Annotated in this window: 23 protein-coding genes and 1 pseudogene; 18 read left to right on the plus strand and 6 right to left on the minus strand. The window is 64.5% G+C overall.

Annotation, left to right across the window (positions count from 1 at the left end; all coding sequences use genetic code 11):
- Positions 1-127: 127 nt before the first annotated feature.
- Together JYJ84_RS09245 and JYJ84_RS09250 are read left to right on the plus strand one after the other, a co-directional pair.
- Positions 128-967: a CoA ester lyase gene (locus JYJ84_RS09245; RefSeq protein ID WP_175223495.1), complete on the plus strand. Its 840-nt coding sequence runs from the start codon at positions 128-130 to the stop codon at positions 965-967.
- Positions 968-1088: 121 nt separating this feature from the next.
- Positions 1089-1307 (plus strand): annotated as a pseudogene (locus JYJ84_RS09250) (4Fe-4S dicluster domain-containing protein); the annotation flags it as partial.
- Between the two features lie 159 nt (positions 1308-1466).
- Here the strand turns inward: JYJ84_RS09250 and JYJ84_RS09255 are convergent.
- The 4 genes from JYJ84_RS09255 to JYJ84_RS09270 form a co-directional block, all read right to left on the minus strand.
- Positions 1467-2789 (minus strand): MFS family transporter, encoded by a 1323-nt coding sequence (locus JYJ84_RS09255; protein ID WP_122950144.1) that lies wholly within the window; start codon positions 2787-2789, stop codon positions 1467-1469.
- Between the two features lie 200 nt (positions 2790-2989).
- Positions 2990-4168 carry a CaiB/BaiF CoA-transferase family protein gene (locus JYJ84_RS09260; protein ID WP_175223494.1) on the minus strand — a complete coding sequence of 393 codons (1179 nt, stop codon included), beginning with the start codon at positions 4166-4168 and terminating at the stop codon, positions 2990-2992.
- 15 nt (positions 4169-4183) lie between these two features.
- A complete protein-coding gene (locus JYJ84_RS09265; RefSeq protein ID WP_175223493.1) occupies positions 4184-5341 on the minus strand; it encodes an acyl-CoA dehydrogenase family protein in 1158 nt (385 codons plus the stop codon).
- A gap of 28 nt (positions 5342-5369) precedes the next feature.
- Entirely contained in the window at positions 5370-6206 is an 837-nt protein-coding gene (locus tag JYJ84_RS09270; protein WP_236027710.1) for a MaoC family dehydratase N-terminal domain-containing protein, read from the minus strand.
- Between the two features lie 151 nt (positions 6207-6357).
- Here JYJ84_RS09270 and JYJ84_RS09275 point away from each other — a divergent pair, with 151 nt between their 5' ends.
- Entirely contained in the window at positions 6358-7308 is a 951-nt protein-coding gene (locus JYJ84_RS09275) for a LysR substrate-binding domain-containing protein (protein WP_122950141.1), read from the plus strand.
- 16 nt (positions 7309-7324) lie between these two features.
- Here the strand turns inward: JYJ84_RS09275 and JYJ84_RS09280 are convergent, their stop codons facing one another.
- Positions 7325-8257 (minus strand): LysR substrate-binding domain-containing protein, encoded by a 933-nt coding sequence (locus JYJ84_RS09280; protein ID WP_122950140.1) that lies wholly within the window; start codon positions 8255-8257, stop codon positions 7325-7327.
- 96 nt (positions 8258-8353) lie between these two features.
- Between JYJ84_RS09280 and JYJ84_RS09285 the strand changes: the two genes are divergently transcribed.
- The 3 genes from JYJ84_RS09285 (at position 8354) to JYJ84_RS09295 (ending at position 11086) form a co-directional block, all read left to right on the plus strand.
- Complete coding sequence (locus JYJ84_RS09285) at positions 8354-8890, plus strand: phosphonopyruvate decarboxylase (protein WP_175223491.1); 537 nt, start codon at positions 8354-8356, stop codon at positions 8888-8890.
- Entirely contained in the window at positions 8890-9483 is a 594-nt protein-coding gene (locus JYJ84_RS09290; protein WP_175223490.1) for a thiamine pyrophosphate-dependent enzyme, read from the plus strand. Before JYJ84_RS09285 ends, JYJ84_RS09290 begins: the two co-directional genes overlap by 1 nt.
- A 124-nt stretch (positions 9484-9607) precedes the next feature.
- Positions 9608-11086: an aldehyde dehydrogenase gene (locus tag JYJ84_RS09295; RefSeq protein WP_175223489.1), complete on the plus strand. Its 1479-nt coding sequence runs from the start codon at positions 9608-9610 to the stop codon at positions 11084-11086.
- A gap of 150 nt (positions 11087-11236) precedes the next feature.
- On the opposite strand, the gene JYJ84_RS09300 is transcribed toward JYJ84_RS09295, so the two are convergent.
- On the minus strand, positions 11237-12151 hold the full coding sequence (locus JYJ84_RS09300) for a LysR substrate-binding domain-containing protein (protein ID WP_175223488.1): 915 nt from the start codon (positions 12149-12151) through the stop codon (positions 11237-11239).
- Between the two features lie 192 nt (positions 12152-12343).
- Here JYJ84_RS09300 and JYJ84_RS09305 point away from each other — a divergent pair, with 192 nt between their 5' ends.
- From JYJ84_RS09305 to JYJ84_RS09360, 12 genes are all read left to right on the plus strand, one after another.
- The gene (locus JYJ84_RS09305) at positions 12344-13003 is read left to right on the plus strand and encodes an RraA family protein (protein ID WP_175223487.1); all 660 of its coding nucleotides are present in this window, start codon (positions 12344-12346) and stop codon (positions 13001-13003) included.
- A 28-nt stretch (positions 13004-13031) separates the two neighbouring features.
- On the plus strand, positions 13032-13712 hold the full coding sequence (locus JYJ84_RS09310) for an RraA family protein (protein WP_174959947.1): 681 nt from the start codon (positions 13032-13034) through the stop codon (positions 13710-13712).
- A gap of 3 nt (positions 13713-13715) precedes the next feature.
- Complete coding sequence (locus JYJ84_RS09315) at positions 13716-14360, plus strand: RraA family protein (RefSeq protein WP_174959949.1); 645 nt, start codon at positions 13716-13718, stop codon at positions 14358-14360.
- On the plus strand, positions 14357-15574 hold the full coding sequence (locus JYJ84_RS09320; protein WP_175223486.1) for a pyridoxal phosphate-dependent aminotransferase: 1218 nt from the start codon (positions 14357-14359) through the stop codon (positions 15572-15574). Before JYJ84_RS09315 ends, JYJ84_RS09320 begins: the two co-directional genes overlap by 4 nt.
- An 80-nt stretch (positions 15575-15654) precedes the next feature.
- Positions 15655-16470, plus strand: coding sequence for an alpha/beta fold hydrolase (locus JYJ84_RS09325; protein WP_175223485.1), 816 nt, complete (start codon positions 15655-15657; stop codon positions 16468-16470).
- A gap of 527 nt (positions 16471-16997) precedes the next feature.
- Entirely contained in the window at positions 16998-17411 is a 414-nt protein-coding gene (locus JYJ84_RS09330; protein WP_122950131.1) for a DoxX family protein, read from the plus strand.
- A gap of 215 nt (positions 17412-17626) precedes the next feature.
- A complete protein-coding gene (locus tag JYJ84_RS09335; RefSeq protein WP_175223484.1) occupies positions 17627-18376 on the plus strand; it encodes a hypothetical protein in 750 nt (249 codons plus the stop codon).
- Positions 18354-18848 carry a hypothetical protein gene (locus JYJ84_RS09340; protein WP_175223483.1) on the plus strand — a complete coding sequence of 165 codons (495 nt, stop codon included), beginning with the start codon at positions 18354-18356 and terminating at the stop codon, positions 18846-18848. The genes JYJ84_RS09335 and JYJ84_RS09340 overlap by 23 nt, the downstream gene beginning before the upstream one ends.
- Before the next feature lie 75 nt (positions 18849-18923).
- A complete protein-coding gene (locus JYJ84_RS09345; protein WP_236027705.1) occupies positions 18924-19421 on the plus strand; it encodes a hypothetical protein in 498 nt (165 codons plus the stop codon).
- Between the two features lie 104 nt (positions 19422-19525).
- On the plus strand, positions 19526-20479 hold the full coding sequence (locus JYJ84_RS09350) for an SDR family oxidoreductase (protein WP_174959960.1): 954 nt from the start codon (positions 19526-19528) through the stop codon (positions 20477-20479).
- Positions 20480-20604: 125 nt separating this feature from the next.
- Positions 20605-21513 carry a LysR family transcriptional regulator gene (locus JYJ84_RS09355; protein WP_175223482.1) on the plus strand — a complete coding sequence of 303 codons (909 nt, stop codon included), beginning with the start codon at positions 20605-20607 and terminating at the stop codon, positions 21511-21513.
- A gap of 178 nt (positions 21514-21691) precedes the next feature.
- Positions 21692-22995: MFS transporter (locus tag JYJ84_RS09360; protein WP_205189169.1), on the plus strand; the 1304-nt coding region annotated here is incomplete at its 3' end.

Here is a 22995-nt window from a genome sequence, read left to right on the forward strand (position 1 = left end):
CCCGATCTTCAGCGTGGCCGACTACGGCCTCGTCGGCGATCTGTTCGCGCTCGTGCCGGAGCTAGGCGAAGCATTGCAGTGATCGGCGAGTCCTGCTCCCTGTTCGTCCCTTTTACAGAAGATTGCCATGTCATCCGAAGTTGCGTTCTCCGCCCAGTCATATCTTTTTGTTCCGGGCAATCGGCCGGAACGTTTCGCGAGCGCGCTTGCGAGTGGCGCCGACGCGGTCATCATCGATCTGGAGGATGCGGTGGAGCCCGCAGCCAAGGTGAGCGCTCGGGAAACCGTGAGGGCATGGGTGTCCCGCCACCAGCCGGTTCTGGTGAGAATCAACGGACGTGGTACGCCCTGGTTCGAGCAGGATGCAAAACTCGTTGCGCTTGAAGGTATCGCGGGTGTCGTTATTCCAAAAACGGAGAGCCTCGACGATATCGTCGAAGTCGTATCGAACGCGAAACGCAAGATCCCGGTTTTTCCTCTCATTGAAACGGCACGCGGGATGTGGTCGGCGATGGACATCGCCAAGGCGCCTTATGTGAAGCGCTTGATGTTCGGTACGCTCGACTTCATCGCGGAGATGGGAACCGACGACGATTGCGAGGCGTTGAATCCGTACCGGACCCAGCTAGCCCTTGTTTCGCGTGTCGCCGGGATCGAGCAGCCGGTGGACGGTGTCACGCCGGATATCCACGATACGGAGCGGCTCGTGGCGGATACGCAGAACGGCAAGCGTCATGGTTTCGGGGCGAAGCTCTGCATCCATCCCAAGCAGATCGCGGCGGTACACGAGTGTTACAGCCCGAGCGCTCGCGACGTGGAATGGGCGATTCGCGTGGTCGATGCGGTGTCTCGCGCGGACGGTGCCGCCACGACGGTCGATGGAAAGATGGTCGACCGCCCGGTTTTGTTGCGTGCGCAGAAGGTTCTCGCATTTGCGTCGCACCGCGGGATGACGGTGGCTGCCTGAACCGGCTCCGGGCGAGCCGCGTTCAGTGCGAACGACTGAACCGGGATAGACCATCCAGCGCGTTGCATCCCTACCTGCTTGAAACCTGAAACACGGACGGAACACCGCATTACCCGCATACGTGCCGGTGAACGTGAACCTGCGCACGTCCGCGGGGCCGGAGGGGCGCTTTTGCCCGGCGGCCGTGTACGCGTTCGTGAAGAACGACGACGGCGGCGATCGCCTGGTGATCAACACGCAGAACGGCGTGCACCGCAAGACCCACGACATCGAGGACCCGACGCAGAACATCGTGTGGGTCACGCCGGAAGGTGGTGGCGGGCCGAACAACCCGAATATGCGATGTGGAAGAGACCAAACCCCTCATTACGACAGACGAGGGGTTTGCCAACGATCGGAATCACGAGACTGCGCGAAGCACATCGATGATCGTGCCGCCACGCGACGCCCCGACCTTCACGATGCTCGGCGACGCGCGCGTGGCGCGGGCTTCCGGCCGCTACTGCCGCTCGTCGAGGTGCGTCGCTTCGCCCGCGCGTCGGAGACACATCGAGCAAATCAGGAGCACGACACTCATGGCGCTCACGTACCAGAAGAACGTGGACTCGATGCCACGGGATTTCAACCACAGCGCGACATACTCCGCTGTTCCGCCGAACGCGGCGTTGGCGATGGCATAGGGCAGGCCCACGCCCATCGCGCGAACACCTGCCGGGAACAATTCTGCCTTTAGCAGCCCGCTGATGGAGGTGTACAGGCTCATGCCGAGCAGGCTCACCAGGACCAGCCCGAACGCCTTCCACGGATCCGCATTCGTGCCGATGACGGTCATCAGCGGAACAGTCGCACCGATGAAGAACAGGCTGAATGCAATCATCTGCGGACGGCGGCCAATGCGGTCGGACAACATGCCGAACAGCGGCTGCACGCACATGAAGATGAAGAGTGCGCCGGTCATGACGCTGCTGGCCGTCTTCGGGTTCATGTGGGCCGTGTTGACCATGTATTTCTGCATGTACGAGGTGGTCGTGTAAAACAGGAGCGAGCCGCCCCCTGTAAAACCCAGCACCATCAGCAGCTCCCTGGGATGCTGCAGCATGCCTCGAATCGTGCCGGCCAGCGGATGGGCGCGATGCGCACTGGAGCTGGATTCGTGCATCGCGCGCCGCACGACCATCGCGATGACCGCGCCAACGGCGCCGATTGCGAACGGAACCCGCCAGCCCCAGTGGCGGAGTTCCTCCGTTGTCAGCAGCGACTGAAGAATCGCGACGACGAGCACCGCGAGCAACTGACCTGCGATGATCGTCGCGTAGTGGAAGGAGCCATAGAACCCCCGGCGCCCGGGCGTGGCGACTTCGCTCAGATAGGTCGCGCTGGTGCCGTATTCTCCGCCGACGGACAGGCCTTGAAGCAGACGTGCGAGCAACAGCAGCAGGGATGACCACGAACCGATCTGCGCATAGGTCGGCAGCACGGCGATCATGAGCGAACCGAAGCACATCATGAGCACCGAGATGACCATCGATTTCCTTCGCCCCCGCCGGTCTGCGATCCGGCCAAAGAGCCAGCCGCCCACGGGTCGCATCAGGAACCCGGCTGCGAAGATGCCGGCGGTATTGAGCAACTGCGATGTCGGATCGCCGGCGGGAAAGAATGCCGGCGCGAAATATAGCGCCGTGAACGCATAGGCGAAGAAGTCGAACCACTCGACCACATTGCCTGAGCAAGCCACGAGGATGGCTTTCAAGGCGGGCTTGCGAGCGGAAATCGCGTCAGAGGGGCGTGGATTGGCCGAATCGGCCACGGTCGTGACAGGCATGCGTTGTCTCCAATGTCGATCAGAGTCAGCGCTTCGGCGCATGCTCTGATCCCATGCTTTGCGGTCGATCGGAGTCAGCGCGTTAGCGCCGGCCCCGATCCCATGTGCAGCTCTTGAATGGAATGCCGTGCTCCCGATGAAGGGCGCGGCTTTTTTGTTGTAGTGGCAAGAGACGCGCCGATCGGCGCGGGGGTGTTGGTTCAGACCGCGCCGGTTTCGTGCAGCGCGCCAATCTGGTTGTCGTCGTAGCCAAGCTCACGCAGGACGGCATGGGTATGCTGGCCAAGCGCGGGCACGGGATCCATGCGCGGCTCGTCCGCGAGGTCGATGCCCGGCGGACAGAGGGCGGGAATGTCTCCCGCCGGCGTACCGACCGTGGTCCATCGGTTTCGTGCGATGAGCTGGGTATGCTCCCAGACCGCCTGCATGTCGTTCATGCGCGCGTTCGCGATACCGGCTTGCTCAAGCCGGTCGATCACGTCGGCGGCCGTCAGGGACGAGAACGCACGAACGATAACGGAAAGGAGTGCTTCGCGATTTTCTACACGACGGCTGTTCGAGACGAATCGCTCGTCCGTCGTCACTTCCGGCTGCTGAAGCACGGTCTCGCAGAAGCTTTTCCATTCACGCTCGTTCTGCAGGCCGAGCATCACGGTCTTGCCGTCGCCGGCCTTGAACGGGCCGTAAGGGAAGATCGTCGCGTGCGACGCGCCGGTCTGGCGCGGTGCGGTCTGGCCGTCGATCGCGTAGTAGAGCGGATAGCTCATCCACTCGACCATGCTTTCGAGCATCGACACGTCGATGTGGCGGCCTTTGCCGGTCCGCCCGCGTTCGATGAGTGCCGCGAGGATGTTCGTATAGCCGTACATGCCGGCGGCGATATCGGCGATCGAGCAGCCGGCTTTCGCCGGTTCGCCGTCGGAGCCGGTGATGCTCAGGAAACCTGACTCGCTCTGAATCAGCAGGTCATACGCCTTCTTGTCGCGGAACGGACCGTCGAGCCCGTAACCCGAGATGTCGCAGACGATCAGCCTCGGATATCGATCGCGAAGCGTGTCGTAGTCGAGCCCCAGCCGCTGGGTTGCGCCGGGTGCGAGATTCTGCACGAACACGTCGGCATCAGCGAGCAGCCGATGCACGACCTCGATCGCCGCGGGCTGCTTCACGTCGAGCGTGATGCTTTCCTTCGAGCGATTGGTCCACACGAAGTGCGACGCGAGCCCCGACACGCGCTCGTCGTAATTGCGCGCGAAATCGCCTACGCCAGGCCGCTCGACCTTGATGATGCGCGCGCCGAGATCCGCAAGCTGGCGCGTGCAGAACGGTGCCGCGATCGCGTGTTCGAACGTGACGACCTTGATGCCTTCCAGTGGGCGCATGACCGACGCTCCCCGTCAGAACGAACGCGGCAGGCCGAGGATATGCTCGGCGACGTACGACAGGATCAGGTTCGTCGAGATGGGGGCGACCTGATACAGGCGCGTCTCGCGGAACTTGCGCTCGACGTCGTATTCGCTCGCGAAGCCGAAACCGCCGTGGAATTGCAGGCATGCGTTCGCTGCTTCCCATGACGCATCCGCCGCGAGCAGCTTCGCCATGTTCGCCTGCGCGCCGCACGGCTGGTGCGCATCGAATCGCCGCGCAGCGTCGAAACGCATCAGGCTGGCCGCTTCGACGTTGATGAAGGAGCGGGCGATCGGGAACTGCACGCCCTGGTTCTGGCCGATCGGCCGGCCGAACACGACGCGATCCTTTACATACTGCGAGACCTTGTCGACAAACCAGTAGCCGTCGCCGATACACTCGGCCGCGATCAGCGTGCGCTCTGCGTTCAGGCCGTCGAGGATGTACTTGAAGCCCTGGCCTTCCTCGCCGATCAGGTTCTCCGCGGGAATTTCGAGGTTGTCGAAGAACAGCTCGTTGGTCTCGTGGTTGACCATGTTCGGAATCGGGCGGACCGTCATCCCGTTGCCGATCGCGTGATGCAGATCGACGAGGAAGATCGACATGCCTTCGGATTTCTTCTTCACGTCGGACAGCGGTGTCGTGCGCGCGAGCAGGATCATCAGGTCGGAATGCTGGATACGCGAGATCCATACCTTCTGGCCGTTGATCACGTAACGGTCGCCCTTGCGCACCGCGGTCGTCTTGATCTTCGTCGTGTCGGTGCCGGTCGTCGGCTCGGTGACGCCCATCGACTGCAGGCGCAACTCGCCGCTCGCGATCTTCGGCAGATAGTGCTGCTTCTGCTCGGCGGAGCCGTGGCGCAGCAGCGTGCCCATGTTGTACATCTGGCCGTGGCAGGCCCCCGAGTTGCCGCCTGCGCGATTGATTTCCTCCATGATGATCGACGCCTCGGTGAGCCCGAGGCCCGAGCCGCCATATTCCTGCGGAATCAGTGCGGCAAGCCAGCCGGCTTTCGTCAGCGCGTCGACGAACGCTTCCGGATAGCCGCGTTCTTCATCGACCTTGCGGAAATATTCGGCGGAGAACTGGCTGCAGAGATCGCGAACGGCTTCGCGAATGTCCTGATAGGCGTCGGCATGGGTCATGGCGTGTCTCTTGGTCAATACGGGGGAGTCAGGCAAGGGTCGCGCGGGCGGACATCGTCAGCCAGCCGTCGTGGTCCTTTGCCCACAGGTCGATCGTTTTGCCGTCCTCGGCGATGCGTCCGCATACGCTGAACGTGTTGCCGAGGAATGTCGGCCGCACCGCGCGGTACGCATATTCGCGAACGGTGGCGCCCGGGAGCGAGCGCGGGACGAGGTCCAGCAACAGGGTCGAGATCAGCGGTCCGTGCACGACGAGGTCCGGGTAACCTTCGATTTCTCGTGCGTAAGTGCGGTCGTAATGGATCCGGTGGCCGTTGAACGTCAATGCCGAATAGCGGAAGAGCTGGACTTCGTCCGGTGTGACGTCGCGCTGCCACTGCGCGCCGTCCGGCGCGGCCTTCGGTGCGGGAGCAGCCGCACCGGGTTCTACCGCGCCGCGATAGACGATGTCGTGTTCTTCGCGGATCGCGACGGTGCCGCCGCTTTCGATCAGGTGCTCGACCGTCACGAACCCGAGCGGACCGCTGCGTCCTGCCTTGTGTTCGACCGACAGCACACGCGACGTGCGCACGGCGGCTTCGCCGATCGGCAGCGGGTGTTCGAATGCGACACGTCCGCCCGCCCACATGCGGCGCGGCAGGCCGAGATCGGGGAGAAAGCCGCCCTTGAGCGGATGTCCGTCCTGGCCGAGTTCGGACTGCCGAGCAACCGACCAGAAGTAGAGCCAGTGCCAGAGCGGCGGCAGCGCGTCGCCGGCTACGGGGTGCCGATCAAGATCGAGTGTGGCGGCGAAGGCCGTGGCGCGATCGAGCGAGATCACATCCGTGGCAACCTGGGTACCGTCATGGCCGACGCCGGACTGCATTGCGTTCAATGTCGTCTCCATCGCCGAGTGAACCGGCTGTTCGAAGTAGGATGACGACGACTGTATTGGAAGCGCCTGCTCGGCGGAAATACCGTTTGAATGTACCGGTCATAGGGGTATCCTATGACCAGTCGAACCGATTCGAACCCTCATGGACATCCGCCAGCTTCGTTACTTTGTCAGCATCGTCGAATACGGCAGCCTCGGGAAAGCGGCGGAAAAGCTCTACGTCGCGCAGCCGTCGCTCAGCCAGCAGATTGCAAAACTCGAAGACGACCTTGGCGTCGCGCTGCTGGTTCGCAGCCCTCAGGGTGTCAAGCCGACGGCCGCGGGGCAGGCACTTTACCGGCACGCGCATCTTGTGCTCAGACAAATGGAGCAGTTGCGCCAGGAAGTGAAGGAGGGGGCGGGCAGCGAGTCGGGTACGGTCGCGGTCGGTTTCCCGACGACGATGACCTCGATTCTGGCGGTACCGGTGTTCGAACGCGTGCGTGCCCGGTATCCCGGCATTCGGCTGCAGTACGTCGAGAGCATGAGCGGCTTCATCAACGAATTGCTGGCGAACGGGCGGCTCGATCTCGCGATCCTGTTTCGGGAGTCGAACACGACCGGGATTACCGCCATGCCGCTCTTCGACGAAACGCTGTGCCTGCTCGGCGAGCCGGGTGGCGCCATAGCGGCGCGTTCGCGCACCTGCAGTCTCGCTGCGCTTGCCGGCGTGCCGCTCGTCGCGCCAGGCGTGCCCAATGGTCTGCGCTTGCTGCTCGAGCGCACCTTCGCCCGCGAGGAAGTCCCGCTCAACATCATTGCGGATATCGATTCGCTGCCCACCTTGGTGTCGCTTGCGCAGTCGGGCGCCGCATGCACGATTCTGCCGGCGTCGACGGTTGCGCTGCGTGACCCGTCGGGGCGCCCGAAGATGCGCCGTATCGTCGATCCGGAGATCCGGCGTCCCGCAAGCTTGTGCTGGTCGAATACGTCGCCGGTGAATTCGGCCGCACTCGCAGTGCGCCAGACGATCGTCGAACTGGTGCAGGAACTGGCCGCCAGCGGTGCGTGGACCGGCATTACGTTGCGCGCGGCCGACGCATCGCCGGCGTGACGCGTGCCCGGCCGGGTCAGTCGGCAAGCCAGCGTGCGGCCGGCCAGTCGCCGCGCTCGACGGCGCGCTTCATTTCGAGCACCAGAATCGACGCGACCGCGCGCACGGCCGTTGTGATCCGGCGCGTATTCGGCAGCGCAAGCACGATCGTTCGTTGCAGTGCCTGATCGGTGAGCGGTGCCGCGCGAAGCTGTTTGCGCGCGACATCTTCGGTGACGGCGATGCTCGGCAGGATCGTGAAGCCATGCCCACCCGCGACCAGGCTTTTCTGCACGCTCATTGCATTCGTTTCGACGACCACGTTGAGCTTCATCCCGCTACCGGGGCACGCCTGTTCCAGCAGGTTGCGTATGCCATGCGGCGCACTCGGCAGGATCATCGGCCACGATGTGAGGTCGGCAAGCGCGACAGGGCGTTTGGCTGACAGCCGCGACGATGGCGGGCCGACGACGCACAGACTCTCGCTGAGCAACGGTTGAACCTGAACGGTCGGCGTGGCCTTCGGGTTGTAAAGCAGTGCCGCGTCGACCTCGCCCGATTCGAGCCAGTCGCGCATATGCCCGGCATAGCCCACGGAAATCCGAAGGTTCACGGCCGGGTAGCGTTCCCTGACTTCGCTCAGGAGTGGTCCGGCGAGCAGATCCGACGTGCTCGGCAACAACCCGATCGTCACGATGCCGGAAATCCTGGCGTCGGACGGCTGGATTTCGGCGCGCGCACGATCGAGTTCGAGCAGCGCACGCCTGGCGTGCTCGGCGAGGATCTCGCCCGACTCCGTCAGTTCCATGCCATATCTGCCTCGCTCGAAGAGCGAAGTCCCGACGTCTTCCTCGAGCAGCTTCAGCTGCCGGGAGACGGCAGGTTGAACGATGTGCAGCACGTCGGCCGCACGGGTGACGCTGCCCGTTTCAGCGACGGCCAGCAGCGCACGCAGTTGCTTGATGTCCATGCCGATTCGTGATCCTTCAATCAAAAAACTCTATTTCTTGATGGGTGTAATCGCATTTTATTATGCCTGAAACCACTTCATGAAGGAGCACGTCACATGAGCACTGCAGCGGGACAAACGCCAGTCTGGCAGGAGTCCATATTTTCTGTCCTGAAGGCCGGTGGTACCCGGCAGATCGCCTACGTCCCGGATGCGGGGCATACGCAGGTGATTCGCCGGGCGATTGCAGACGACGAGATCGAGGCGATCGCCCTGACGACCGAGGAAGAAGGCGTCGCACTGACGAGCGGTGCGTGGCTCGGCGGGCAGCGTGCGGTGTTGCTGATGCAGAGCAGCGGTGTCGGCAACTGCGTGAACATGTTTTCGCTGCTGCGCAGCTGCAACTTTCCGTTCTTCACGCTCGTGACGATGCGCGGCGAGTATGCGGAGTTCAACCCGTGGCAAGGGCCGATGGGGAAGACGACCCAGGCTGCGCTCGAGCTGATGGGGATCACGGTGTTGCGTGCGGATCGCCCCGAGGATGTCGAGGAAATCGTCAGTGCGGGCTTCGACGCTGCGTTCGAAGCGGGCGAGCAAGTCGCGGTCCTGCTGTCGCAAAGCCTCATCGGTCGCAAGAAATGGGAGAGAAAGTAATGAGCGGGCAGAACACGAAGACGATCGAGCGGCGCGCATTCGTCGCGAACCTGCTGGCCGGTGTGCCGGACGCACTGGTCGTGACGGGCCTCGGATCGGCGTCCTATGACGTATTCGCCGCCGGCGATCGTGTCGGCAACTTCTATTTGTGGGGTGCGATGGGCGGCGCTGCCGCGCTGGGCCTTGGCCTCGCGCTCGCGCAACCGGAAAGGCAGGTCGTCGTCGTCACCGGCGACGGCGAACAGCTGATGGGGATCGGCGTGCTCGGCACGATCGGCGCGAAGCAACCGAAGAACCTTACGGTCGTCGTGCTCGACAACGGGCACTACGGCGAGACCGGCATGCAGCAAAGCCATTCGAGCCTCGGCACGGATCTCGTCGCGGTCGCGAAAGGTTTCGGGCTGGCCGACTCGTTCGCGATTCACGACGAACGTGAAGTTACCCACATCGTCGAGCGTGTGAAGCTGGGCAGCGGCCCGGTGTTCGCGCAGGTGCATATCCGTGCGGACGAGCCGCCGCGCGCGCTTCCGCCCCGGGACGGCGTATATATCAAGAACCGCTTCCGCGAAGGTCTCGGTTTCGCGCCGTTCTGACGCACGTCCGCTGCGCGTGCCGGAGGCGCAGGCATCCGGCGCACGCTTTTTTGTTCCGTGGGCCGTTGCACGGCGCGATCGTGCGCGTGCACGGAACGCAATCATCGACACCAGCGAGCCGGTCATGCAACGCTACTTTCATTTTGTCGACGGCGAGCGGCGCGAGCCCGCAAGCGGTCAGTGGTTCAACAGCGACAATCCGTTCACCGGCCAGCCGTGGGCCGAAATCGCACGCGGCAATGAAGCCGACGCCGATCTCGCGGTGCGGGCCGCGCATCGTGCGTTCGTTTCCGGCGAGTGGCGCGGCTTGTCCGCCAGCGCGCGTGGGCAGTTGCTCTGTCGGCTCGCCGATCGCCTGGCCGGCGACGCAGCCCGTCTTGCCGAAGTCGAGGTGCGCGACAATGGCAAGCTGTATGCGGAGATGCACGCGCAGCTCCACTATTTGCCGCAGTGGTACCGCTACTACGGCGGGCTTGCGGACAAGATCCAGGGCGACGTCATACCGCTCGACAAGCAGGGCTACTTCAATTTCACGCGGCGCGAACCGCTCGGTGTCGTCGCGATCATCACGCCGTGGAATTCGCCGCTGATGCTGCTGGCATGGAAGCTTGCGCCCGCGCTCGCAGCCGGGTGCACGGCGGTCATCAAGCCGTCGGAATTCACGTCGGCCTCGACGCTCGAGTTCGTCGAACTGCTGCACGAGGTCGGATTCCCGCGTGGTGTCGTGAACGTCGTGACCGGCTTCGGCAACGAAGTCGGCAGCGCACTCGTATCGCATCCGCTCGTGCGCAAGGTCACGTTTACCGGCGCGGATTCGACCGGCCGCCTGATCAACGAGCAGGCCGCTAGCGATTTCAAGCACGTGAGCCTCGAGCTCGGCGGAAAGTCGCCGAACATCGTATTCGACGATGCGAATCTCGACGACGCGGTCAATGGCGCGGTATCCGGCATTTTCGCGGCGACGGGGCAGACCTGTATCGCCGGATCGCGGCTGCTCGTGCAGTCGACGGTGCATGACGAGGTGGTCGAGCGCGTGGTCGCGCTCGCGCGTACCGCGCGCATGGGCAATCCGATGGATGCCGGCACGCAGGTCGGGCCGATCACGACGCGCCCGCAATATGACAAGGTGCTCCACTATATCGATGTTGCACGGAATGAAGGCGCCAGGCTTGCGCTCGGCGGGCAGGCCGCGACACGCGCCGAGTGCGGCGACGGCTGGTTCGTCGAGCCGACGATCTTCACCGGCGTCAGCAACGATATGCGGATCGCACAGGAAGAGGTATTCGGTCCCGTGCTCGCGGTGATCCGCTTCGATACGGAGGACGAAGCAGTCGAGATGGCAAACGATGTGCGTTTCGGCCTCGGCGCCGGCGTATGGACGCGCGATATCGGCCGCGCATTCCGGATGTCGGAGCGCATCGAATCGGGCACGGTCTGGGTGAATACCTATCGAGCGGTCAGCTACATGTCCCCGTTCGGCGGGTACAAGGATTCCGGGTTGGGCCGCGAGAACGGCATCGACGCCGTGAGCGAATACCTGCAGACGAAAAGCGTGTGGATCAACACGGGCGCGTCGACCGGCAATCCGTTCGTGCTGCGCTAGTCAACCGAAGTGGGCGCGCTTTCTAGCGCGCCCACCGAGTCGCATGTCCCCGGGTGCCGCCAGTATGCGGTCCGGACTCGAGCCACGTCCTGGTCGCGCCATTTCATGGTCACGGGGTACATGGAGACGGTCGATCGCCCGCTGCAATGTTCATCGCGATCGACTCATCCGCGCTTTCAGCCACGCCACCGCTTCGTCGACCATCGGGTGATGGCGGCGCGTGTTCCAGAGCAGTGCCGCAGTGACAACCTTCACTTTCTCTTTCAACGGGCGGACGACGACGTTCTCTGGCGCCAGCTTCCGCATCGATGCGGGGACGAGCGCAACACCCTGACCACACCCGACATAGGCGATCTGCGACGTGACCGAACGCACTTCGTGGATGACCCGCGGCGTCAGCCCGTGCGAGCGGCAAACGGAGGTCAACATGTCGAAGTAGACCGGACTGACCTGACGAGACGACATCACCAGTTGTTCCCCTGCGAGCGCGCGCAGTCGGACGCCCGGCAAAGCCGCCAGCGGATGATCGGCCGGCAGCGCCACGGCCAGCAGGTCTTCTGCCAATGGCATCGTAGCGATTCCGTTACCTACCGCTCCGTCGACCCGAACGAATGCCAGGTCCAGTTCCCCCGCTTCGAGTGCGGGGATGGCGTCGGCGCTGTCGATTTCCTTGACGAATCCAGTCAGGTTCGGGTGCATCTGTTTGAGTGCGTCCAGCAATGGCGGCACCGTTTCGAGCATCGCGGAGGTGATCGCGCCGACATGGAGTACCCCGGACTGGCCCGCGGCGACTTCCCGAACGACGCGTTCCAGTCGTTCGACCTGGCCGACGAACTGCTGCACGGCGGGCAGGATGGCCGCGCCTGCGGGGCTGAGGTGCGTGCCTTGACGGGATCGATAAAAGAGCTGGAGCTTCAACGAATGCTCGAGCACCTTGATCTGCTCGGTCAACGGCGGCTGCGACATGTTCAGGCGCTTCGCCGCTCGCCCGAAGTGCTGTTCCTCCGCGACCGCCAGGAACATCCACAGCTGCCTGATCAGCCTGAAATCGATCGTACTGCTCATGCAAGTTTGCCTCCGTCCGCAATGCTCGGCGCATCTACCCGATGCGTTGAAGAGGGCATTTTCCCCTCAACTGGCCCCGCAACCTCTTTTTTCGCTGTTCCGAAAATAGTATCAGCGAGCTACGAAATAGGAAATTTACATATCAATGCGGCGACGCGACGATAGCGGCACCTGTCAACGGAACCCAACGCGATGACCCCGACATCCCTCCTCGACCGACTTGCCGCGCTCGACACCAACACCGTTTCCGATGCGCTCGATTTTCTCGATCTGCCGGGTGCGACCTACGGGCTGCGCCCGCTGTGGGATTGCCCGAAGATCGTGGGCCGTGCGAGCACGGTTCAGCTCGGTCTGAAGACCGACGCCAGGCCCACCGTGCATCTGATCTCGCCCGTCATCGACGCGGTGACCACGAACGACCGCGTGCTGGTGATCGCCGGCGGTGCCGACGGCATCTCGTGCTGGGGCGACATCCTGGCCAATGCCGCCACGGCAAAGCAGATCCGCGGGTCGGTCATCGAAGGCCTGAGCCGCGACATCGACGGCAGCGAGTCGATCGGCTACCCGGTCTACGGCCGCGGCGTGACGATGATCAGCGCGCGCAATCGCGTCATCCAGATCGATTCGGGCAAGCCGGTCCGGATCGCGGGCGTCACCGTGCACGAGGGCGACTACGTCATTGCCGATCGATGCGGCACGGTGTTTGTTCAGGCCGCGCGCATCGAGGCGGTGCTGGATCTCGGCGAGCGCATCGCGCGTCGCCAGGACGCGATGGTGGCCGCCGTGCGCGCCGGCCGCTCCGTTGCCGAGGTCATGCACGACAAGGAATTCGAGGCCATCGCGGCCCGCTAACCCGACATCATTGCTGGAGTTTCCCCGTATGACGAATCCGAACAGGGCAAGCGCCGAAGACCGGGAACTGGTCGCGTCGTTCGCCGGGCTGGACACCCCGGGTGTCTCCGACGCCATGGACAAGCTGGGCCTGCACGGGCAATCGCTGGGCATCATGCCGCTGGCGAATTACACGAAGGTCGTCGTGGGGCCGGCATTCACGGTCAAGTACGTGCCGGCCAGCCATCCGCCAGGCACCGTCGGCGACTTCATCGATGACGTCGCTGAAGGCGATGTGGTCGTGATCGACAACGACGGCCGCACCGATTGCACGGTCTGGGGCGACATCATGACCCAGTATGCGGGGCTGCGCGGGATCGCCGGCACGGTGATCGACGGTGTCTGCCGGGACGTGAACAAGGCGCTCGGCGACAACTATCCGCTGTTCACGGCGGGGCGCTTCATGCGGACCGGCAAGGACCGCGTGCAGGTCGAATCGGTGAACGCCACGGTGGGGATCGGCACCGTCCGCGTTGCTTCGCGCGACATCGTGGTGGCCGATGCGAACGGCGTCGTCGTCGTGCCGCGTGCCCGCGCACGGGAAGTTGCCGAGATCGCGCGCAAGATCGAGGAAGTCGAGTCGCGTATCCGCGAGCAGATCGCGGAAGGCAAGTCGTTGGGCGACGCACGCACCGCACTCGGTTATCACACGCTTCAAACCAAGGGCTGAGCCATGACCAACGTTCCTTCCTGTGACGCGCTTCTGCTGGCGCAAGCCTGCAAGCTGGGTACGTCGACGCTGTACGAAGCGTCCGGTCTCGCGACCAGTTCGGTCGATCCCGCGATCCACACGGTATGGCCGGGTGCGTCGATTGCCGGCCCGGCGTATCCGCTCGAATGTTCGCCGGGCGACAACCTGTCGATCCACATCGCGATGGAGCAGGTGCCCCGCGGCAGCGTGCTCGTCGTATCGACCGGCGGCTTCGTGTCGGGGTACTGGGGTGAAGTGCTGACCGTGGCGGCCGAAGCTGCCGGCATCGTCGGCCTGGTCATCGACGGAGGCGTGCGTGACATCGCGGCCCTGACCGCCCGGCGCTTTCCCGTGTTTACCCGCGGCATCTGCATGCGCGGCACGATCAAGGCCAGCGCGCCGTCGGTCGGTCGGCCGATCAGCTTCGCCGGCACGCCGGTGGCGGCCGGGGATCTGGTTGTCGCGGACGATGACGGTGTCCTCGTGATCCCGGCGGCCCATGTCGACGAGACGCTGGCACGGGGACAGGCCCGTGCCGACAAGGAAGCGAAGATGATGGACGCGTTGCGTGAAGGCCGCAGCACGCTGGAGTTGATGGGACTGACGAGCTGGAGGGCAGCGCAATGACCGCAGCGGCGGAAAGTCTGAATCGCTTCCTGGCCGCGGCCCGCCCGTCGGCAACCTATAAGGTGATGGATCGCGTGGCCGCACGACGCGCCAGCGGTGCGGCGGTGATCTCGCTGAGTGCCGGCGAGCCGGATTTCGATACGCCGGAGCACGTTCGCGAAGCGGGCATCGCAGCGATCCGGGCGGGCCATACGCGTTATACGCAAGTCGCAGGCTTGCGTGCGCTGCGTGAGGCGATCGCCGCGAAGTTCCAGCGCGAGAACGGCCTGGACGTCGACTGGCGCGACACGCTCGTGTGCAGCGGCGGCAAGCAGGTGATCTTCAATGCATTGGCGGCCACGCTCAACGAAGGTGACGAGGTGGTCGTGCCGGCGCCGTATTGGGTCAGCTACCCCGAAATCGTGCAACTCTGCGGCGCGAAATCCGTAATCGTCCCATGCGGGGCAGAAAGTGGCTTCAAGCTGACGGCGGATGCGTTGCAATCGGCGATCACGCCGCGCACGCGCTGGCTGATTCTGAATTCGCCGTCGAACCCGACCGGCGCGGTCTACAGTCGGGCGGAACTGCAGGCGCTGGCCGAGGTGTTGCTGGCGCACCCGCAGGTGCTGGTGCTGTCCGACGACATCTACGAGCATCTGCTTTTCGATGGCATCGAATTCTTCACGCTCGCCCAGGTCGAGCCGCGGTTGCGCGAGCGCGTGCTCACGATGAACGGCGTCTCCAAAGCGTATGCGATGACCGGCTGGCGCATCGGCTTCGGTACGGGGCCTGGCTGGTTGATCGACGCGATGGAGAAGTTGCAGGGGCAGCAAACGTCGGGGGCATCGACGATTTCTCAGCATGCGGCACTTGCCGCGTTGACGGCGCCGCAGGATTTCATCCAGCACTCGCGTATTGCATTCCAGCGCCGGCGTGACCTGGTCGTCGATCAACTCAACCAGGCGCCCGGCCTGCACTGTGCGGTACCGCAAGGCGCGTTCTACGTGTTCGCCTCCTGTGAAGGCCTGATCGGCAAGACGACGCGTGCGGGCGTCCATCTGGACGGCGACGAGGCGGTGGTCAACGCGTTGCTCGACGAGGCCGGTGTCGCGACCGTGCATGGCAGTGCGTTCGGTCTTGGGCCTTACATTCGCATCGCGTATGCGCTCGACGACGAGTCCCTGGCACGTGCTTGCACGGCCATTCAGGATTTCTGCACGACGCTGGCGGATTGAACGTCGCCGCAGTGCGCGGCCTCGGTTGCCTTCAATGAACTGAGGCCGCATGGCGCGGATATTAGTACAAGGTGATTGAGATGACGCGTGAATTTACCCGGTCGCAGTTCAGGTTCAACGTCGACGGTACGGCGCTGGACGTCTCGGCCATTCATCGCGACGGCGACAAAGCGCCGATCGTGTTCCTGCACGGCTTCGGTTCGACGAAAGAGGACTATGCCGATATCGTGCGCCACACCGCATTTGACGGGCATCCGTTCATCGCTTATGACGCACCGGGCTGCGGAGAAACCCGTTGCGCCGACCTGTTGCAAATCGGTATCCCGTTTCTGTTGAAAACGGCACGGGCCGTGCTCGACCATATCGGTTTCGATCGCTTCCATCTGATCGGGCATTCGATGGGCGGGTTGACCGCGTTGATGCTCGCCCACCAGCAGCCGGAGCGGGTGCTGAGCTTCGTCGATATCGAAGGAAACATCGCGCCGGAAGACTGCTTTCTCAGCCGCCAGATCGTCGACCATCCGCGGGGCGATGCCCAACGTTTCTTCGACGACTTCATCGAGCGGACGCTGCATGCCCCTGCCTATGCGAGTGCGCTTTATTCGGCGAGCCTGCGTCACAAGGTTCGGGCCGAAGCGGTCGGCGGGATCTTCCGGTCGATGGTCGACCTGTCGGACAACGGCGACCTGATGACGAAGTTCGTCGGCCTGCCGTTGCCGAGGATGTTTATGTACGGCGAGCAGAATGCATCGCTCTCCTATCTGAAGCACATCCGGGAGAAGGGCGTCGAACTGGCCGAAATCCCGGATTGCGGACATTTTCCGATGTATTCGAATCCGGTGCTGATGTGGGAGGCAATCGCAGCGTTTCATCAGCGCTCGATCAGCGTTGCGTGACGATGCGTGATCGGGATGCCCGGCGAGTCGGAGAGCGCGAGTCTTTACCGGAAACGATGGCAAGTGGTCGAGGCCGACTGAGCTGGCCACGTCGAATGAATACAAAGATCTGGCGGACGAAGACGGGCTCGGTTTCCGTTGACCGGAAAACGCAGATACCGCCCGGAACAAGGCTCTTTGCCTGAAGAATGCGAGAGCCGGTTAATTGGCTCCAGTTCAGATTCCGTTCGCGATACCTCCCGGTGGTTGACTACCGGCGGGGTTGTCTTTAATTGTCCACTCCGATGAGACAGCGAATCATATTTAGACGGATTGATGATTCCTGGCGAGACAGTAGACTGCATCCGTGCTTCGCCAGAACCGATCCGGAGCGCGCCAGGAACGGCGCGACCCGACGGATTCTTCGGCGGCGGGCCAGCCGGCTTGCTGTCCGATTGTGCGAGGAGTAGTTCGTTGCCAACCTGGCGCGCCGATTCGGCGTGTATCGGCACCGGATGCATCAAACCGTCAATTCAAGGGTGATTGCTATGCGTTACATTTCGCTGGAGTCGAAGAAGGACGAGCTGCTGCTGGCGGCTCGCGTGCTGTTGATGATCCTGTTCGTGCTGTTCGGCTGGCAGAAGCTGAGCGGCTTCTCGGGCACGGTCGCGTACATGGCGTCGACGGGTAACCCGGCGCCCGAGCTGGCGGCCGCAATTGCGGTGGCGGTCGAGCTGGTCGGCGGCCTGCTGATCGCGATCGGCTTCTATACGCGTCCGCTGGCACTGGCGTTCGCCGCCTATACGCTCGCGACCGCGCTGATCGGCCATCGCTACTGGGCGCTGCAGGGGATGGAGCAATACATGGCGATGATCAACTTCTACAAGAACGTGAGCATCATCGGCGGGCTGCTGTTGCTCGCGCTGACCGGGCCGGGGCGCTATTCGCTCGACCGGAAGTAAGTCGGCGCGGAGTGTCCGTTCGGATTCGCAAGCCCGGTGCACGAAAGTGCACCGGGCTTTGTTTTTGTTGGCGGGGGCTGGCGGCGCGGGCAATGCGTTGCCAAACGAACAGGTTCCGGACATGATGGCGCGTGCACGGCGGCGCTGTTCACGCCGCGTTGCGTGCCGTGCTTGCGCATTGCGTTTCATTCTCTCGCGCACTATCCGAAGACGGCGTGCCGCTGTCGAAGGTCGCCCATCCGTGGAAGCGGGCCGATGGTGCCACGGCGTCGGGTGTGACCGACGATGCGGGCAAGACCGAACGTGTGGCGTCGGTAAGCCCGCTGGCGATCCTGTCGGCGCTGCTGACGCCACCGCCGGTCGAAGTCAAGATCATGGGTGGGCAGACGAGCCAGGTTCAATCGAGAAAATCGGAGCAGACGGTGAAGGTTGAAGCCCATGAGCGGGTGTTGACCGCGGGCGAAATTGAAATGGCCTGGACGGTCTTCAAGGACGGCATCGACTACGACAAGGTGCGGGTGCACAGAGGGAGCTACTTCTGGTTCAACCTGCAAAGCAAGCACACCGCCGTCACGCCGAACGGAAAGATGTATTTCCTTGATGACCTGTACGTCGACGATTTCTCGGCAGTGAACGGCCCGCACATCTGGAAAAGAAGCTTTTTCATGCACGAGATGACCCATGTCTGGCAGTACCAGCGTGGGTATGCGGTGCGATGGCATGCGCTGACCGTCACGATTCGCGGACAGCGCGCATACAAATACACCATCGCGCCCGGTGCGGTATTTCACGATTACAACATGGAGCAGCAGGGCAACCTGGTCGCGGATTACTACGCGGTGCAGGTGCTGAAGGCGCCTTTCGCAGTGTTCCATCGTGGCTATGTCGGTACGCCGGACGAGCTCGATCGCGTCCTTGCGCCGCTCCTGGAGGAGCCCAAGAGTGCGGACAATCTTCCGCAGTAGCGTGTTGGGTTTGCTCGCTTGCGTGTTGGGTCTGTCGCGCGCGATGGCAGCGTCGGAGGCGCCCGTCGAACTGGAAATCAGGCAGGTCGACGGGAACCCCGCCGCGTGCCTGCCGGTGAACGACGAACGGGCCGAGCCCGTCATCCGGATCGGCACGGTCGGTGTCGCCAGGCCAACCGGACCGGCGAGCCCCGACGTGACTTACTGGTGGGTCGAGATGCCGGCGGAAGCCAAGCCTGTCTACCTGAAGCGTGGCGAGTGCCTCGTGTATGGGCAGAGCGTGAAAGGCGCCATCGTCCGCACGCCGCCCAAGCCGCTGGAACTCAACCGGACCTACTACATCTCGATCATTCCGGGCGGGGATGCCGGCCCGGTCTACAGTGCGGCGTTCTGTACGCTCAAGCGGCCCGGTGGCGGCGTGCACATCGCGGTGCCGCAGAACGACCGGAATCCCTGCGCGGCCAATCCCTGACCGGCGCATGCCGGACAGGTTGGCATGACTGATAGATTCGCGTGGTGCCGAGGCCGCGATGAATGGAGTCGAAGCATGAGAAAGATTTTGCGAAGCTGCGCCATGGCATGCCTGTCCTGCTGCCTGCTTGCCTCCCGTGCAGACGCCATGTCGCATGGTCCGATCCGCCTGGACGTCCGGCAGGTCGATGGAAAACTAGCTGCTTGCCTGCCCATGAGCGACGATACCGGCTCGGAGCCGATCCGGATCAGCTGGATCGGTGTGACCCGAGGAACGGGGCCGGTCAGTCCCGTCGTGACTTACTGGGCGCTGGAGATCCCGGAGCGTGCGCCACCGGTATATCTGAAGCGAGGCGAATGTCTCGTCTATGGTCAGGCCGTGGCCGGTGCCATCGTGCGTACCCCGCCGAGGACGCTGGACATCGACAAGTTCTACAGCATCTCGATCGTACCGGCGGGGAATGATGGGCCCGTGTACGGCTCGGCGTTTTGCGTGATCGGGCAAGCGGGCGGCGGTATCCGCATCGCGAGGCCGGGGCAGCAGGGGAACCCGTGCGCGGCGGCCGGACACTGAGCCGCGCAATGGGCGTGCTCGCGAGGCTGCCGTACGTGGCAGGGGAGTCGACATCGGTTGCCTGTTCTTGTATAGATTGGGGGATCTCCGCTCCCCTTTCATAGATGGCTACCGTGCCGCACTCGACCGTTCTCCTCATCGGCGCCGCCGGCCTGCTTGGCCGCGCGGTTGCCGCGTCCCTGTCCCGCGAATCGTCGTTGAACCTCGTCGCGACCATCCGAACCCCGCAAAGCGCAGGCGCAAAACGCCTGGCGCTGCCCCCGGAAAACGTCACCGAACTCGACGTCCTCGACGAGCCGGCCCTCGAACACCTGTTCGCCACCCGCCAACCGGCCGCCGTGATCATCTGCGCGGCCGAACGTCGTCCGGATGTCTGCGAACGCGATCCTGCCGGCGCACGCGCGATCAACGTCACCGCCCAGGCCCGCATCGGTGCGCTCGCCGCGCGCCATGGCGCATGGACACTCGGCATCTCCACCGACTACGTGTTCGACGGCAAGGCTGCCCCGTACCGTGAAGACGCCGCACCGAATCCACTGAACATCTACGGCCGCACGAAGCTGGAAGGCGAGGCGGCACTGCTCGCCGCGTCGCCGCTGTCGTGCGTGCTGCGCCTGCCGCTGCTCTACGGCCCGATCGTCGACTGGAGCGAGTCGGCCGTCACGAGCCTCGTGCCGGCGATCGTCGCCTCCGCGCGCGCGGGTGCCGACGCGGTCGGCATGGACGCCTGGGCGATCCGTTACCCGACGTATACGCCGGACGTCGCGGACGTCATCCGCGATCTCACGCTGCGGCATCTCGCGGGCGCATCGATCACGGGCATCCGTCACTGGTCGGGCGAAGAGCCGATGACGAAGTACGACATTGCGCAGCGGATCGCGGCCGCGCTCGGCATCGACGCCGCGCTCAAGCGTATCGACCAGCCGACCGACGCGACGCCGCGCCCGTACGACTGCCATCTGGATGCATCGCGCGTGCGGGCAGCCGGAATCGATTACGCGACGCCTTTCGATATTGCGCTGCGCGCCGTGCTGCGCGACGCGCCGCAGGTGCTGTAGGATCGGGCGCCACGCGCGGCCCCGCGCCGCATGAGCTGCATCAGCCCATGTCGGCGACCGTGCCACGCATGCCGTTCGCGCGCGAACGCCGGCCAGACCCTCATCGCCCACCCAGGAGCCCAGCCATGCAACTGAAATGGCTCGAAGACTTCGTCGAACTCGCGCGCACGCGCAGCTTCACGCGCGCAGCGGAGAACCGCTTCGTCACGCATCCGGCGTTCGGCCGCCGCATCCGGTCGCTCGAGGAATGGGTCGGCACGCGCCTGATCGAGCGCACGAAGCCGCTCGAACTGACGGCGGCCGGCACCGTCTTCCTCGATGCCGCGTCGAACGCGCTCGACATCCTGCACGGCGCCCGCACGCAGCTTCAGGAAGCGGCGCCGGTGCTGGAGAACAACCTCCGGATCGCGACTGGCCGCACGCTCTCGGCCACCTTCTTCCCCGACTGGTACGACGAGACGGTTGCGCGCGCAGGCTTCTTCACGGCGACCGTGTCGACCGGCAGCGCGGAGGAAGCGATCCTGCAGCTCACGGCCGGCGAAGCCGACATGCTGATCGTCTATTCGAGCCCGCATACGCGGCTGCTGATCGATCGCGACCGCTTCGACTGGCTGTCCGTCGCGCGCGAGGTACTGGTGCCGGTCAGCGCGTTCGATGCGCGCGGCAGCGTGCGCTACCGGCTGCCGGCCGGGCAGGCGCCGGTGCCGTGGCTCGCGTTCGCGCGCACGCTGACGCTGCGCGCGGTGCTCGCGCGGCATCTCGCCGAAATGCCGAACCGTCCGACGCTGCGGCCCGTGTACCAGGCCGACTCGTACGAAGCGATTCTCGCGATGGCGCGTCGCGGGCTCGGCCTCGCGTGGCTGCCGCAGCGGCTCGTCGCCGATGATGTCCGGCGCGGCGAACTCGCGATCGTCGGCGGCGCCGACTGGCAGATCGGCTTCGACATCGCGCTGTACCGGCGCCGGAACGACCCGCACCCGGTACTGGACGCGATCTGGCGCACCGCGCCGTCACGCGACGACGGCGCCGCATAGCCCCGTGAGAGACGGCCCGGCGCCCGCGCGCCGATCGGCACGATTGCGTGCCGAAACGGCACGAACGCCTGCCCCGCGTTGCCTACACTCCGCGCTTGACTGGCCCGAACGGCCGCCGGCAAAGCCGCGCGCCGTCTTTCAAAATCCTGACGGCCAGCATTACCGGAGGAGCACAGGGATGACCCGCAACACGCACGCCGCGACGCCGGCCCCGCACAATCCGTGGCGCGAGATCTGCGCCGCGAGCATCGGCAACGCGCTGGAGTTCTACGATCTGCTGATCTACGGCTATTTCGCGATCGTCATCGGCCAGCTGTTCTTTCCCACGCACGACGCGGCAACCTCGCTGCTGCTGTCGGTGGGCACGTTCGGCATTTCGTTCGTCACGCGTCCGCTCGGCTCGATCGTGCTCGGCAGCTATGCGGACCGCGCAGGCCGCAAGGCGTCGCTGACGATCTCGATCGGGCTGATGATGCTCGGCACCGCGATGATCGCGTTCGCGCCGACGTATGCGCAGATCGGTATCGCGTCGCCGCTCGTGATCATCGTCGCACGGATGCTGCAGGGCTTCTCGACGGGCGGCGAATTCGGCGCGGCCACCGCGTTCATGGTCGAGCAGGCCGATGCGAAGCGGCGCGGCTTCTTCGCGAGCTGGCAGATGTCGACGCAGGGGCTCGCGACGGTGCTCGCGGCCGGCGTGTCCGCACTGCTGAGCCTGCTGCTCACGACCGACCAGCTGCATGCATGGGGCTGGCGCGTCGCGTTCTCGGTCGGGCTGCTGATCGGCCCGGTCGGACTCTACATCCGCCGTAACATCGACGAACCGGCCGATTTCCGCCGGCTCGGCGAGAAGGGGCGCGCGAAGTCGCCGCTGCGCGACGTGTTCGCTCGCGATCGCGCGAACCTGCTGCTCGGCGCGGGTGTGGTCGCGACGGCCACCGCGTTCAACTACGTGCACAAGCTGTACATGCCGACGTACGCGGTCAAGCAGTTGCATATCCCGGCCACGTCGTCGTATCTCGGCGCGGTCGTCACGGGCGCGATGCTGATGGTCGCCGCGCCGGTCGTCGGGCACCTGTCGGATCGTTTTGGCCGCATCCGCGTGATGCTGATCGCGCTGATCCTGGTCGGCGTGACGACGTGGCCGCTGTTCGTGATGCTGAACCGCTATCCGACGGTCGAGACGCTGCTTGCGGTGCAGGCGCTGGTCGGCCTGCTGATCGCGGTGAGCCTCGCACCGCTGCCGGCGCTGCTCGCCGACATCTTCCCGACGAGCACGCGCGGCACGGGCCTCGCGCTGTCGTACAACTTCTCGGTGACGCTGTTCGGCGGCTTCGCGCCGCTGATCGTGACCTGGCTGATCGACGCGACGCACAACAAGCTGGCGCCGAGTTTCTACGTGATGGCGACGGCCGTGCTCGGGATCACGTCGGTGATCTCGCTCGGCCGCCGGATGCGCGGCGCCGCTGCTGCCGCCGCGAC

This window comes from Burkholderia sp. LMG 13014 (assembly GCF_905232215.1).
GTDB lineage: Bacteria > Pseudomonadota > Gammaproteobacteria > Burkholderiales > Burkholderiaceae > Burkholderia.

Coding starts and splice junctions, on each gene's coding strand:
- JYJ84_RS09245 (WP_175223495.1), top strand. CDS start 128: ATGTCATCCGAAGTTGCGTTCTCCGCCCAGTCATATCTTTTTGTTCCG.
- JYJ84_RS09255 (WP_122950144.1), bottom strand. CDS start 2,789: ATGCCTGTCACGACCGTGGCCGATTCGGCCAATCCACGCCCCTCTGAC.
- JYJ84_RS09260 (WP_175223494.1), bottom strand. CDS start 4,168: ATGCGCCCACTGGAAGGCATCAAGGTCGTCACGTTCGAACACGCGATC.
- JYJ84_RS09265 (WP_175223493.1), bottom strand. CDS start 5,341: ATGACCCATGCCGACGCCTATCAGGACATTCGCGAAGCCGTTCGCGAT.
- JYJ84_RS09270 (WP_236027710.1), bottom strand. CDS start 6,206: ATGCAGTCCGGCGTCGGCCATGACGGTACCCAGGTTGCCACGGATGTG.
- JYJ84_RS09275 (WP_122950141.1), top strand. CDS start 6,358: ATGGACATCCGCCAGCTTCGTTACTTTGTCAGCATCGTCGAATACGGC.
- JYJ84_RS09280 (WP_122950140.1), bottom strand. CDS start 8,257: ATGGACATCAAGCAACTGCGTGCGCTGCTGGCCGTCGCTGAAACGGGC.
- JYJ84_RS09285 (WP_175223491.1), top strand. CDS start 8,354: ATGAGCACTGCAGCGGGACAAACGCCAGTCTGGCAGGAGTCCATATTT.
- JYJ84_RS09290 (WP_175223490.1), top strand. CDS start 8,890: ATGAGCGGGCAGAACACGAAGACGATCGAGCGGCGCGCATTCGTCGCG.
- JYJ84_RS09295 (WP_175223489.1), top strand. CDS start 9,608: ATGCAACGCTACTTTCATTTTGTCGACGGCGAGCGGCGCGAGCCCGCA.
- JYJ84_RS09300 (WP_175223488.1), bottom strand. CDS start 12,151: ATGAGCAGTACGATCGATTTCAGGCTGATCAGGCAGCTGTGGATGTTC.
- JYJ84_RS09305 (WP_175223487.1), top strand. CDS start 12,344: ATGACCCCGACATCCCTCCTCGACCGACTTGCCGCGCTCGACACCAAC.
- JYJ84_RS09310 (WP_174959947.1), top strand. CDS start 13,032: ATGACGAATCCGAACAGGGCAAGCGCCGAAGACCGGGAACTGGTCGCG.
- JYJ84_RS09315 (WP_174959949.1), top strand. CDS start 13,716: ATGACCAACGTTCCTTCCTGTGACGCGCTTCTGCTGGCGCAAGCCTGC.
- JYJ84_RS09320 (WP_175223486.1), top strand. CDS start 14,357: ATGACCGCAGCGGCGGAAAGTCTGAATCGCTTCCTGGCCGCGGCCCGC.
- JYJ84_RS09325 (WP_175223485.1), top strand. CDS start 15,655: ATGACGCGTGAATTTACCCGGTCGCAGTTCAGGTTCAACGTCGACGGT.
- JYJ84_RS09330 (WP_122950131.1), top strand. CDS start 16,998: ATGCGTTACATTTCGCTGGAGTCGAAGAAGGACGAGCTGCTGCTGGCG.
- JYJ84_RS09345 (WP_236027705.1), top strand. CDS start 18,924: ATGAGAAAGATTTTGCGAAGCTGCGCCATGGCATGCCTGTCCTGCTGC.
- JYJ84_RS09350 (WP_174959960.1), top strand. CDS start 19,526: ATGGCTACCGTGCCGCACTCGACCGTTCTCCTCATCGGCGCCGCCGGC.
- JYJ84_RS09355 (WP_175223482.1), top strand. CDS start 20,605: ATGCAACTGAAATGGCTCGAAGACTTCGTCGAACTCGCGCGCACGCGC.